The sequence below is a fragment of the Flagellimonas onchidii genome, assembly GCF_004804315.1.
GTDB lineage: Bacteria > Bacteroidota > Bacteroidia > Flavobacteriales > Flavobacteriaceae > Flagellimonas > Flagellimonas onchidii.
On the sequence record NZ_SRXX01000001.1, the window covers coordinates 300,883 to 313,828 of the forward strand.

Sequence of the window (12,946 nt, forward strand, 5' to 3'; positions counted from 1 at the left end):
GTCAGGATACTTTTTAAGTTTTATAACATGAACAACGCCAAAACCTTACTTTTCATTTTCATTGTGTTTTTAACGGCCTGTAAAAAGTCAGAAACACCAACTGATCTTTTTACACTGCTAACGCCGGAAGAGACCAATATCACCTTTAAAAACACAATCACCGAAGGTATTCAAATGAACAGTATGGAATATGAATACTTCTACAATGGAGGCGGTGTGGCAGTAGGTGACATTAACAACGACGGACTTCCCGATATTTACTTTACCGCCAATATATATAAAAACAAACTCTACCTTAACAAAGGTGATTTAGAATTTGAGGACATCACAAAATCGGCAGGTGTATCAGGAAATGCCGGTTGGACCACAGGAGTAACCATGGTCGATGTGAATAATGATGGTCTCCTCGATATTTATGTTTCAAAATCTGGAAAATTTAGAGAGCAAAAAAGAGCCAACGAACTCTACATCAACAATGGCAATCTAACATTTACAGAAAGTGCCGCTAAGTATGGATTGAACACAAGTTCATACACAACCCAATCCATATTCTTTGATTTTGACAATGATGGGGATTTGGATATGTACCAACTCAATCACAGCATCAGACTGGAAGAAGCAGATGGTGATTTCACCCTTAAAAAGAAATATGATGCCCTAGTGGGAGATAAACTCCTAATAAACGATAATGGGTTCTATAAAGAATCCCAAAATATGGGCATAACGTCAAACCCTATTAGTTGTGGTCTTGGAGTAGTTACAAGTGACCTGAACGGAGATGGTTGGCAAGACATCTATGTCTCCAACGATTTTTTAGAGCATGACTACATGTACATAAACCTGGGCATAAAAAATGGAGTGCATCAAGGTTTTAGCGATAAAATTAAAAAGTCTACAAAGCATATATCCTATTTTTCGATGGGATTGGATATCGCTGACTTTAACAATGACACCAAAACAGATATTTTCACTGTCGATATGGTCTCCGAAGACAATTATGGCATCAAGACCAGTATGAGTGGTATGAGTGTCGAAAAATTCGAACACTCCATTAAAAATGGGTTTCATAGACAATACATGTTCAATTCCCTGCAACTCAACAATGGAATTGATTCGGAAGAACCTTCTTTTAGTGAAATATCCCACTTGGCAAACGTCTCCAATACCGACTGGAGCTGGGCCCCTCTTTTCGTTGATTTTGACAATGATGGACTGTTGGATGTCTTTATAGCCAACGGCCTAAAAAGGGATTTCATGAACAACGATTATAATCGCTTTAAAAAAGAAAGAGTAAAAAGTGCCTATGACAAAAAAGAAGATTACGGAGAGTTGGTTTTAGAATTAATAAACAAGACACCCAATAGAGCTTCAACCAACTATTTTTTTAAGAATAATGGAAACTTGACCTTTTCCAATATTAGCAAAGCATGGGATTTTAGCAAACCTTCCTATTCCAACGGGGCCGCTTATGCCGATTTCGACGATGACGGTGACATGGACATTGTGGTCAATAATGTTGACGAATCAGCTTATATCTATCGAAATAATGCTAGTGAGATCCATGAAGATAACAATCATTTAAAAGTTGTATTGAAGGGTCCTAAAACCAACACTAAGGGCATCGGTGCCAAAATAACCGTTTGGATCGGTGGCCAACCCATGCTTCGAGAACAGCAATTGACCCGAGGCTATCAATCATCCGTTTCCGAAATCCTTCATTTTGGATTGGGAAACAATACCATTGATAGCTTGTCGGTGGTTTGGCCCGATGGCAAAACCCAAAAGATGGAAAACCTAAAAATCAATAGAAAAATCACTTTGGATTACGCCAAAGCAGGCTCTTCTGGGCACCCAATAAGAGAAGACGGGGAACATTTCATTTTTCAAGATAGAACACAGGCCGCACAACTCGACCATGCGCATGTGGAAAATGAGTTTGACGACTTTGAACGTGAAAGTCTATTGCCCCACAAGATGTCTGAATTTGGTCCTGCCTTGGCCGTGGCTGATGTGAACAGTGATGGCTTGGATGATTTTTACATCGGAGGAGCCTTAGGACATGCGGCAAGCCTCTATATTCAGTCAAGCGATGGGACATTTACGAATGAAAAAGCAAATGGGACTTGGCAAAAGGAAAAAAATCATGAAGACATTGATGCTGATTTTTTTGATGCTGATAATGATGGTGATATGGATCTGTATGTTGTCAGTGGCGGTAATGAACATGAAATCGACAGTCCATTTTTACAAGATCGTCTCTATATAAACAATGGGAAAGGCACATTTACCCGCTCAAGAAAGGCATTACCCAAAATGCATACTTCTGGAGGCGTAGTAAAGCCAAAGGATTATAATAACGATGGAAAAATAGACTTGTTTATCGGGGGTAGACAAGTTCCAGGAAAATATCCCTTCCCTGCCACAAGCTATCTTTTAGAAAATAAAGGAGGATATTTTGTCGAAGTGGGCGAGGAACAAATTTCTGGTCTTGAACAATTGGGGATGGTCACTGATGCCGTTTGGACGGATTACAACCAAGATAATCTGGTGGATTTGGTCATTACCGGAGAATGGATGCCCATCCAGATCTATAAAAATAACGGGGACAATAACTTTGAAAAAGTTGAAAACACCTTATTGGATGAAAATGTCGGATGGTGGTTCAGCATTGTCGTTGCTGATTTTGACAATGATGGGGATCAGGACTTTATAGCAGGAAATCTTGGGGCAAATTATAAATACAAGGCCACTAAGGAAGAACCGTTTACCATACATGCCAAGGATTTTGATGAAAATGGCAGCATTGATATCGTGCTGGGCTACCACAATCAGGGAGATCTGTTCCCTTTAAGGGGCCGAGAATGTTCCTCGAACCAAATGCCCTTTATTAAAGAAAAGTTTCCAGATTACGATAGTTTTGGAAAAGCCAACCTTATCGATGTGTACGGCGCCGAATCCTTAAAAGATGCCCTGAGCTATAAAGCTTCTAATTTTCACAGCGTATATATCGAAAACAAGGGAGGTGATTTTATCTTTCATCAATTGCCCAATGAGGTTCAATTTTCCTCCATCAATGATATCCAAATCATTGATTTTGACAAGGACGGGTTAAAAGATGTGCTCGTAGCTGGAAATCTATATCAATCCGAGGTAGAAACTCCTCGGAACGATGCCGGTATTGGAATGCTTTTGAAAGGAAATGGCGATTCAACCTTTGAACCCCTACCCTACACAAAAAGTGGTATCTTCTTGAATACCGACGTTAAAAAAATGCATCAGATTGCTCTAGCGCAAAACAAACATGCTATTCTGATAGCTTCAAACAGTGATTTACTCCGACTGATAACCAATTAGCAATCCCTTTTTTAAAATAGAGGAGGTGTTTGTCATCTTTTCACAATATCCCTAACTTCAATCTCCAATTTTAAGGTTAAGGTATTGTACACCATTATTGACATAGAGACTTCTGGTAACGGAATTAAGGGCAACAAGATTACCGAAATTGCCATTTTTAAGTTTGATGGAAATCAAATTGTGGACGAGTATACCTCTCTTATCAACCCCCAATGTCCTATTCCATTTTATATTACTGGATTGACCGGGATTGATGACCAAATGGTTCAAAATGCACCCATATTTGAACAAGTTTCGGAAACTATCCTTAAAATGACCGAAGGTTGCATTTTTGTGGCGCATTCCGTAAACTTCGACTATGGGGTAATCAAGGAAGAATTTCGACAAATTGGGGTTGATTTTGTGCGGAAAAAACTCTGTACCGTAAGATTGTCCAGAAGATTGATTCCAGGCCTTCATTCCTATAGTCTTGGGAAATTGTGTTCGGCGATTCAAATTCCTTTGACAGACAGACACCGAGCCCGTGGAGATGCACATGCAACGGTTTTACTATTGAAAAAGTTATTGGGCCGACCTGATGTAGAAACGCTCATCAAGAAATTTTTGAATGCCAGAAGCCAAGAAGCCACCCTGCCTCCTCACTTGCCCAAATCGACCTTTGATAATATTCCTCAAAAACCAGGTATATACTATTTTAAAAACCAAAAAGGGGAAATTATTTATGTGGGAAAGGCCATCAATCTAAAAAAGCGAGTTTTGGGCCATTTTTATGATAAGAGCACCAAAGAAATTCGAATGTGTAGTGAAACGGCTTCAATTGACTTTAAGCTTTCCGGCAGTGAATTGGTCGCCTTGCTCATGGAATCAGCAGAAATAAAAAAACTGTTTCCTCCATACAATAGTGCACAAAAAAGGATTGTGAAGCAATACGCCATTTTTGAATATGAAGATAGAAAGGGCATTGTGCATTTGGCATACAACGTAATCAAGGGAATCCCCAATCCCATAAAAGTTTTCTATAACCAAACCGATTGCAGGGCTTTCTTGGAAGTTGTTTGCAAAGAATTCGCACTTTGCCCCAAATATTGTCATTTGCAGCAAGTAAATACTTCATGCTCACACCATGAAATTAGCTCCTGCCAAGGTATTTGCACCTCCGAAGAATCTGTTTCCGATTATAACAAAAAGGTGAAAGCTGCTATTCAACACATGAAATTGGAACAAGCTGGTATCAGAATCATTAAAGAAAAAGGACGGGATTCCAATGAAAATGCCTTTGTACTTATCGATGAAGGCATGTATAGAGGGTACGGGTTTATAGACATTCAACAAAGCATAACATCCTTAGAAGATATTGAAGCACACATTGTTCCTCAAAAAAATACCTTGGAGACACAACGAATCGTCGAATCCATGTTGCCTAAAATGGAATCATTTGTACTTTGACTCAATCTGGCTTTAACCTCACTTTGAAAAGTGCCTTAGAACCTTCTTTGATCAATTGAAAACCTTCACGTAATTCGTCTTGTTTTACCGAATATGGGTAAAATGAAATCGGTTCTATGCAAATCATGTTCGTAACTTCTGTCCAGCACATAAACTGTCCAAAACCTTCCGTTTCAATGGTTATATTGCGTTTATCGGATAAGGTAATGGATTCACAATTTTCAACCTGAAATGCCCTTCCTCCCACTTCGAGCACTTCTGCCAGTGATATTTTCTTTTGTTTTGAAGAAATTATAGGGTTTTCAACATACAGCTTAAACGCAGGATGATATCCCAACATAAAAGGCATACCCGGTTCACCAGTAATTTTAAAAGTGACCTCAAGGTCTTTTTCTTTGAGTTCAAAAGACTTTTCAAATTCAAAGTTGTATGGCCATGATAACCATTCTTCTGTTGATTTTTTTGGAAATTTTGAATTCTTCACCAAGGTGCCGGCTTCGTATTTCTTTCTAAAAAAAGCTGATGTGGAGGTTTTTGAAATCAGCTCGTAATCCAATTCCCTTAATAATCCATGCTGATCTTGAATCGCTTTGCCTCTTGGGGTCTGGACCTTGAACTCAGCTTCATTAACCGGTCCAATTATCGGGAACATCTCGGTATCGGAACTTCGCCAACCCGGACTTCCTTTTTGGTGTATAAACTCGTGACCCTTATTAAGTAAGCCCACCAACTCTCCTTTATCAATGCTCACTTTTGAGCTTTCATTTGCTAAGTGCACCATAGTTTATTCGATATATCCTTTTTCACGCATCCAGTCATCATTGAACATTTTACCCACATAACGGCTACCATGATCATGGAACAGTACCACCACCACATCATCTTTGGTGAAATGCTCTTTTAACTGAAGGAGTCCTTTAATGGCTGCACCAGCCGAATTTCCCAAAAACATACCTTCTTCTTTGGCCAACCTTTGAGTGTACACCGCAGCATCTTTATCGGTTACCTTGGTAAAGCCGTCAATGATATCAAAATTCACATTCTTTGGAAGGATGTCCTCTCCGATACCCTCAGTTACATAAGGGTAGATTTCATTTTCATCAAAAATCCCAGTTTCGTGATATTTCTTAAAAACCGAACCATAAGTATCGATTCCCCAAACTTTGATATTGGGATTTTGCTCCTTCAAATAACCTCCGACTCCAGAAACCGTGCCTCCGGTTCCCACGCCGACAACAAAATGGGTTACCTTACCATCGGTCTGTTCCCAAATTTCTGGTCCAGTGCTTAAATAATGAGCTTTGGTATTACTGGGATTGTCGTATTGGTTTACGTACCATGAGTTTGGTATTTCCTCTGACAATCTTCTTGCTGTGGAATAATAACTCTGAGAGTCATCGGGAGCCACGTCTGTTGGACAGACATATACTTCACTACCTACAGCTTTTAGAATATCTACCTTTTCCTTGGATTGCTTATCACTGATTACGCAAATCATACGATACCCTTTTACCACAGCTGCCAAAGCAAGTCCCATACCTGTATTGCCAGATGTACCTTCAATAATGGTTCCTCCTGGTTTTAAGAGTCCAGCGGCTTCTGCATCTTCAACCATTTGGAGAGCCATTCGGTCCTTCACGGAATTGCCAGGGTTGAAAGTCTCGTATTTTGCCAATACCAGACATGGCAGTTCTGCTGTAAGCTTATTGAGTTTTACCAAAGGGGTATTTCCAATGGTTTCCAGAATGTTATTAGCGTAATCCATAGGATTACAAAGATAATCTTTTGGGGTGTTGGATTTCTTGTCCTACGGATTTTTGAAAATCCATTAGTTATATGGAAAAAGGGCTCAAAATAGTTGAACAATAAGCAACTAGTGCCAAAAGAAATTGAGGGTTAAGCCTTATTTATTGAAAAATAATCAGCTTACTCAAATTTAATCGCTTTCACCGGAGTAATCTTCGTGATGATATACGAGGGTACCAATAGCATCAATAAACACAACAACATCACTCCTAAATTCAACATCAGCACTGTGGGAATATCCATATATACCGGAATGTATTCGATATAGTATTCCTCTGGATTCGGAAACTTGAAAAGTCTGAACTTATCTTGAAGGTAAAGTATGATCAGTCCTATCCCATTACCCCATAGCAGTCCTATTGAAATCAAATAGGCGGCATTGTACAAGAACACTTTTCTAATACTCCAGTTTTCCGCTCCCAAAGCTTTTAAGACCCCTATCATCTGGGTTCGCTCCAAAATGAGCACCAAAAGGGCCGTAATCATATTTATACCTCCCACTATAATCATTATTCCGATGATGAGGGCAATATTAAAATCGAAAAGTCCTATCCATTCAAAAATCCGGAAGTACCTGGTTTTAATGCTCATGGCATCTAAATCGGACGGGGTTTCATCATAAATTTCCGCAATCTTGGTGTCCATCGCATCAAAATCTTCTAGAAAAACCTCAAAATTACCTATTTCATCCTCTGACCATTTGTTCATACGCTGTACATGGCGGATATCCACAAATACAATGTCCCTATCTAATTCTTCAAAACCACTATCGTAGATTCCAACCACCTCAAATTTTCGGTTGTTAGGTGGCTTGGAAGGGTCATTTTCCTTTAGGAAAATGGCAAAGAAGGTATCCCCTACTTTCAAATTCAAAAGATTGGCTTTGATTTTTGAAATCAATACCTCACTATTAAGTTTCCCCGAATAATTGGGCAATCTTCCATCCACTAGATATTCTTCGAAAACGGCCCAATCATAATCGGTACCCACACCCTTGGCCAACATGCCTTCAAAAGTGTCCTCAGTTCGTATAATACCTCCTTTGGTAGCAACACCCTGAACATGGGCCACACCCCCAACATCCTTAAATTCGGGGTAAAACTCCTGTTCCAAGGAAACCGGAGACACCGAAACTTCCGAATTGTTATTATCGTAGTTGGAAATCTGGATATGACCGTTAAAGGCAGCTACTTTTTCGCGAATCTTATGTTTAAGCCCCACTCCGGTAGCTATGGCAATGAGCATCATTACAATACCGATGGCAATAGCTGAAATGGCTATTTTTATTATAGGTGCGGAAATGCTAATTTTATGCTCCTTGCCTGTGATCAGGCGTTTGGCAATAAACAATTCTAAATTCAACGGATGCCCATTTTATCTATCTTCAAAAGTACTATTTTCTTATTGGTTTTAATGTTGATATCGTGTAAAGAGGAGGGGAAATCCCATAGTTCGGTAGCCAAAAACCCAAAAAAAGATTCAATACCGGAAATAATTGTCGCTGCCAATAGAACTTTTGACTACATGCCATTGCTCAAAGCGAAAAAAGTTGGTATGGTAGCCAATCAGACCAGTGTAATCTTCAAAGAAAATGGATACACCCATTTGGTAGATTCTTTACTTTCTTTAAAGATTGACATACGAACGGTCTTTGCTCCAGAACATGGTTTTCGCGGAAGAGCTGATGCAGGGGAGCATGTCAAGGATGGAACTGATGCCAAAACAGGACTTCCCATTATTTCCCTTTATGGAAAAAACAGAAAACCTTCCGAAAATCAACTGTCCGGGCTTGATGTAGTCGTTTTTGACATTCAAGATGTTGGGGTAAGATTTTACACTTACATTGCCACGCTTCAGTTGGTCATGGAAGCCTGTGCAGAAAATGACGTCCCAGTGATAGTTTTAGATCGGCCCAACCCAAACGGACATTACGTGGATGGTCCAACAATGAAAGAGGAAAACACAGGTTTTTTAGGCATGACCGAAATTCCTTTGGTCTATGGCATGACCATCGGGGAATATGCCGAAATGATCAACGGTGAAAATTGGTTGGAAAGTGGAAAAAAGGTGAACTTGACCGTGGTTCAACTCGAAAACTATTCACATGACTCCTTGTATCATTTACCCATAAGGCCCTCTCCTAATTTACCCAACGATATTTCCATCAACCTTTATCCAAGTTTGGGGCTTTTTGAAGGAACCAATGTAAATGCGGGTCGCGGAACGGAGTTTCAATTTCAGCGCTACGGAGCTTCTTTTTTGGATAGTACCAAGTATGACTTCAGGTATACCCCTAAACCTAATTTTGGGTCAAAACACCCGAAGGAAGAAGGTAAAAAATGTTTTGGCAAAGACTTATCGGAGAATATGCGAATGGATTCAGTCTCCCTACAATGGGTAATTGATGCCTATAACAACACTCAGGATAAAACAAAATTCTTTAGGACGAACTCGTTTACCAAACATTCCGGTACAGACCAACTACAAAAACAAATTGAAGCTGGCCTAACGGAAACAGAAATAAAACAATCTTGGCAAAAAGAACTTGAGAATTTTAAGCAAATCAGAGAAAAATACTTGATTTACAACTAGTTCTCTGTGGTTGGTCTACGGTATTTATGAAAAGGTTGTTTTAGTAGCCCTATTATACTGCTGTTCTCCTTTTCATCTGGAAAAGTGTCCACACCATAAACAATCTTATCGGGGTCTAATGTCATAAAAGTACCAAAAAGCCTATCCCAAATTGAGAAGATATTACCGTAATTCGAATCTGTATAAGGTAGTTTATAGTGATGGTGTACCTTGTGCATATCCGGGCTTACTATAATCCAACTTATAGCGCTATCAACACCTTTGGGCAGCTTAATATTGGCATGGTTAAACTGTGACAGCACCACTGACATACTTTGGTACAGCATAATGATTCCAATAGGAGCCCCTACCAAAAAAACACCAATTAAAGTAAATGTATACCTTATTAAACTCTCCAAGGGGTGGTGCCGATTGGCTGTGGTGGTATCAACATTATGGTCTGAGTGATGCACTAAATGCACCATCCAAAGTGGTTTTACCTTGTGCTCTACCCAATGGGCGGCATACGCTCCTATCAAATCAAGAAGCATGACACCCAAAACCACATATAGCCATAAAGGCATTTCGGGCAACCAGTTAATTATTCCAAAATTGTTGGCAACCGCCCAATCTGACGTTTTCAACAGTAAAAAGGCCAATGGAAAGTTGACAATAATGGTCGTAAGCGTGAAAAAGAAATTAGGGACCGAATGCCTCCATTTTTTATACGGGATATTGAAAAGGGGTACAATTCCCTCCAAAATCCAAAAAAAAGTAATTCCACCCACCAAAATAAGGCTACGGTGCAAAGGCGGAATGGTTTCAAAGTAGGCAATAAGTTGCTCCATACTATCAAATATATGAAATGATTAAACGCTTATTTTCTTTTTCATCGCTTCAACAATATTGAACGCAGCCGGACAAATGCTCACATTTTTAAGGGTAAGATTGCTGATTTGATGAAATTTTTTCCTGTCCGTATGTGGAAATTCTCGACAAGCTTTTGGACGAACCTCATAAATGGAGCAATAATTATCACTCCCCAAAAAAGTACAAGGCACCTGCTGAAGTACATAATCATTTTCCTCATCAATTCTAAGATATCTATCTATAAATTGTGAAGGTTTCAGCTTAAAAAATTTTGCAATACGCTCAATGTCAGAATTGGTAAAAAGCGGTCCCGTGGTTTTACAGCAATTTGCGCAATCCAAACAATCCGTCCGCTCAAACTCAGCTTCATGCAGCTCCTGCATCATATAATCGAGCTTCTTTGAAGGCCTTTTTTTGAGCTTTGCAAAGAATTTTTTGTTTTCCGTATGCTTTTCCTTTGCCTTTTGTGGCAATTGTCCAAGTATTTCTTCCATACTCAACAAACATAAAAAACTACTTTTACTTAAACCTTTAGTTGTGATGAATGTCCCATATTTGTGATGGATTAGACATCGTTCAAGTTACTCAAATAGTCAATGATGGACATTTTTGGACAAGCTTTGCAAGATTATCATGCCGGAAACTACACGGAGGATATTAAAACGTATTCCTCTTTGGATGAGGAAGATTCCATTCCATTACCCTATTTATTCAGAAGTTTTGATAAAATGCCACTATTGGAGCAAAAGGCACTGGAACTGTGTAAAGGTAGGGTCTTGGATGTCGGTTGCGGGGCAGGCAATCATGCATTATATCTTCAAAACAAAGAGTTGGATGTTACAGCTTTGGACCGTTCAAAAGGTGCAATTGCCGTTTGCAGAGACCGTGGGGTACAATCAACTGTTCAATCTTCCATTCTAGATTACGAAGGTGGGCGCTTTGATACCATTTTCCTATTAATGAATGGTATTGGTTTGGCAGGAACTCTTGATAAAATTGATGTTTTTTTAAATCATTTGAAGTCCTTGTTACTTCCAAACGGGCAAATTTTATTGGATTCTAGCGATATTATTTACATGTTTGAACAAGATGACGACGGAGGGTATTGGATTCCCGATGGTGACCAATATTATGGTGAAGTGACTTTTCAAATGGAATATAAAGGGCAAAAAGGCTTACCTTTTCCTTGGCTTTACCTTGACTTCAACACCCTTCAAAATGCTTGTAATGCCAATAACATGAATTGTGAAATTGTAAACTATGGGGAACATTTCGACTATTTAGCCAAAGTTTCGGTAAAAAAGTAATAGAATCATCCATGAAACGTTTACATTAAACAGCATTTATCATGAAAAAGAAAATTCTTGTTTACTCATTAATCTGCTCCTGCTTCATTTTGGCTTGTTCCAGGGATTCTGATGATACTTCGGAACCGGGCACAGTAGATAAAAAAGCAAACCTTTTAGGCACCGGTGCCTCTGCAAATGATTTTTTGGCAAATACCAATTTTGATAAATTGCTGATTGAAATTGCTTATGTCGACGGATTTCGACCTACTGCCCAAACTATATCCAATTTTGAAACTTTTTTAAGAGAAACAACATTCAAAACGGACATTGAGTTTATATACAAATCGTTGCCCTCGCCCAACGATGATACTTTGGAGCTTGATGAAATTGTTGATTTGGAAAGTGAAAACCGAACAGCCTATAACAACGGTAAAACTTTGACTCTTTACATTTATTTTGCTAATTCCCCATCTGAAGGTGACGATGAAGATGAAGGCTTAGTTACACTTGGGGCAGTTTACCGCAACACTTCTATGGTCATTTACGAATCCACTATTAGAAATTTGGCAAGTCGCAGTGTCTCAATAAGCTTGACCGATGTTGAAAGTGCAACTTTAAACCATGAGTTTGGACATTTATTGGGGCTTGTAAATCTTGGCACTACCCCTGTCAACGATCATGAAGACACCACTACCAATGATGAAGGCAATGAAGAAGGTAACAATCACTGTAATGTAACTGGGTGTTTAATGAGGGCCGAGTTACAATTTGGGGTGGCTAACAAAAACTCGAGATTGACCTCAAAAAACGGAATGCATGCTGATTGTAATTTATCTGGAATGAGCATGATGAAATTATTGCAACAGCAAGCTTCGAAAGGGCTTCCCATAGTACCTGTTTTAGATGCCGAATGTATTTTAGACCTTCAAAACAACGGAGGTCGATAAAACGCTAACATCCGACAGTCTACGGAATATTCAAATACTTATGGGTCTGTAAAGAAACAATCCATTTAGGGTTCTGCATTACATAATCCACAATAAGGGGAATCATTTTATCACGAACACTCCATTCCGGCTGTAGATATAGGATACAATTTTCGTTGACTTTTGCCGCTTGTTCCTCGGCAAAAACAAAATCGTGTTTATTGTATACGATTACCTTTAATTCATTGGCCACATCATAAATTTCAGGCTCGGGAAGCTTGTTTTTCTTGGGTGATAAACAAATCCAGTCCCAAGTTCCCGTTAAAGGGTAAGCCCCCGAAGTTTCAATATGGGTGTTTAAATTCTTCTCTTTTAGGCCAGTCGTTAGTGGCCCCATATCCCAGGTCAACGGTTCCCCACCGGTTATCACAATGGTATTGGAGTATTTGGCAGCATTGTCCACAATCTTTTCTATAGCCGTAGGTGGGTGGGTTTCCGCATCCCAGCTTTCCTTCACATCACACCAGTGACAACCCACATCACAACCCCCAATTCTTATAAAATAGGCAGCAGTACCCTTATGGTAGCCCTCTCCTTGAATGGTATAAAACTCCTCCATTAAAGGAAGCATCACCCCCTTTTCAACCAAATCCGTAAGCTCTTGCGTAACCATTGTGCAAAGAT

At 39.4% G+C, this 12,946-nt stretch carries 11 protein-coding genes; 5 read left to right on the forward strand and 6 right to left on the reverse strand.

From position 1 onward, the window contains the following. Positions 1 to 27: 27 nt before the first annotated feature. Entirely contained in the window at positions 28 to 3,354 is a 3,327-nt protein-coding gene (locus tag E4661_RS01145; protein ID WP_136464978.1) for a VCBS repeat-containing protein, read from the forward strand. 84 nt (positions 3,355 to 3,438) lie between these two features. Beyond that, entirely contained in the window at positions 3,439 to 4,800 is a 1,362-nt protein-coding gene (locus E4661_RS01150) for an exonuclease domain-containing protein (protein WP_136464979.1), read from the forward strand. Position 4,801: 1 nt separating this feature from the next. On the opposite strand, the gene E4661_RS01155 is transcribed toward E4661_RS01150, so the two are convergent. From E4661_RS01155 to E4661_RS01165, 3 genes are all read right to left on the reverse strand, one after another. Then, complete coding sequence (locus tag E4661_RS01155; RefSeq protein ID WP_136464980.1) at positions 4,802 to 5,581, reverse strand: aldose epimerase family protein; 780 nt, start codon at positions 5,579 to 5,581, stop codon at positions 4,802 to 4,804. A gap of 3 nt (positions 5,582 to 5,584) precedes the next feature. Beyond that, on the reverse strand, positions 5,585 to 6,565 hold the full coding sequence (locus tag E4661_RS01160) for a PLP-dependent cysteine synthase family protein (RefSeq protein ID WP_136464981.1): 981 nt from the start codon (positions 6,563 to 6,565) through the stop codon (positions 5,585 to 5,587). Positions 6,566 to 6,726: 161 nt separating this feature from the next. After that, entirely contained in the window at positions 6,727 to 7,968 is a 1,242-nt protein-coding gene (locus tag E4661_RS01165) for an ABC transporter permease (protein WP_136464982.1), read from the reverse strand. A gap of 3 nt (positions 7,969 to 7,971) precedes the next feature. On the opposite strand from E4661_RS01165, the gene E4661_RS01170 reads away from it, so the two are divergent. Further along, a complete protein-coding gene (locus E4661_RS01170) occupies positions 7,972 to 9,198 on the forward strand; it encodes an exo-beta-N-acetylmuramidase NamZ family protein (RefSeq protein WP_136464983.1) in 1,227 nt (408 codons plus the stop codon). Here the strand turns inward: E4661_RS01170 and E4661_RS01175 are convergent. Next, complete coding sequence (locus E4661_RS01175; RefSeq protein WP_136464984.1) at positions 9,195 to 10,025, reverse strand: sterol desaturase family protein; 831 nt, start codon at positions 10,023 to 10,025, stop codon at positions 9,195 to 9,197. The genes E4661_RS01170 and E4661_RS01175 overlap by 4 nt on opposite strands. Before the next feature lie 21 nt (positions 10,026 to 10,046). Next, complete coding sequence (locus tag E4661_RS01180) at positions 10,047 to 10,541, reverse strand: YkgJ family cysteine cluster protein (protein WP_136464985.1); 495 nt, start codon at positions 10,539 to 10,541, stop codon at positions 10,047 to 10,049. Positions 10,542 to 10,643: 102 nt separating this feature from the next. On the opposite strand from E4661_RS01180, the gene E4661_RS01185 reads away from it, so the two are divergent. Together E4661_RS01185 and E4661_RS01190 are read left to right on the forward strand one after the other, a co-directional pair. Beyond that, positions 10,644 to 11,354: a class I SAM-dependent methyltransferase gene (locus tag E4661_RS01185; protein WP_136464986.1), complete on the forward strand. Its 711-nt coding sequence runs from the start codon at positions 10,644 to 10,646 to the stop codon at positions 11,352 to 11,354. Positions 11,355 to 11,395: 41 nt separating this feature from the next. Next, positions 11,396 to 12,283 carry a hypothetical protein gene (locus tag E4661_RS01190; protein WP_136464987.1) on the forward strand — a complete coding sequence of 296 codons (888 nt, stop codon included), beginning with the start codon at positions 11,396 to 11,398 and terminating at the stop codon, positions 12,281 to 12,283. A gap of 19 nt (positions 12,284 to 12,302) precedes the next feature. Here the strand turns inward: E4661_RS01190 and E4661_RS01195 are convergent, their stop codons facing one another. Further along, positions 12,303 to 12,935 carry a 7-carboxy-7-deazaguanine synthase QueE gene (locus E4661_RS01195; RefSeq protein WP_136464988.1) on the reverse strand — a complete coding sequence of 211 codons (633 nt, stop codon included), beginning with the start codon at positions 12,933 to 12,935 and terminating at the stop codon, positions 12,303 to 12,305. Positions 12,936 to 12,946 lie beyond the last annotated feature (11 nt).

What these genes read in the sequence shown, in the direction of transcription:
- E4661_RS01145 (WP_136464978.1), top strand. Translation starts at nt 28, where the DNA reads ATGAACAACGCCAAAACCTTACTTTTCATTTTCATTGTGTTTTTAACG.
- E4661_RS01195 (WP_136464988.1), bottom strand. Translation starts at nt 12,935, where the DNA reads ATGGTTACGCAAGAGCTTACGGATTTGGTTGAAAAGGGGGTGATGCTT.
- E4661_RS01175 (WP_136464984.1), bottom strand. Translation starts at nt 10,025, where the DNA reads ATGGAGCAACTTATTGCCTACTTTGAAACCATTCCGCCTTTGCACCGT.
- E4661_RS01185 (WP_136464986.1), top strand. Translation starts at nt 10,644, where the DNA reads ATGATGGACATTTTTGGACAAGCTTTGCAAGATTATCATGCCGGAAAC.
- E4661_RS01155 (WP_136464980.1), bottom strand. Translation starts at nt 5,581, where the DNA reads ATGGTGCACTTAGCAAATGAAAGCTCAAAAGTGAGCATTGATAAAGGA.
- E4661_RS01180 (WP_136464985.1), bottom strand. Translation starts at nt 10,541, where the DNA reads ATGGAAGAAATACTTGGACAATTGCCACAAAAGGCAAAGGAAAAGCAT.
- E4661_RS01160 (WP_136464981.1), bottom strand. Translation starts at nt 6,565, where the DNA reads ATGGATTACGCTAATAACATTCTGGAAACCATTGGAAATACCCCTTTG.
- E4661_RS01190 (WP_136464987.1), top strand. Translation starts at nt 11,396, where the DNA reads ATGAAAAAGAAAATTCTTGTTTACTCATTAATCTGCTCCTGCTTCATT.
- E4661_RS01170 (WP_136464983.1), top strand. Translation starts at nt 7,972, where the DNA reads ATGCCCATTTTATCTATCTTCAAAAGTACTATTTTCTTATTGGTTTTA.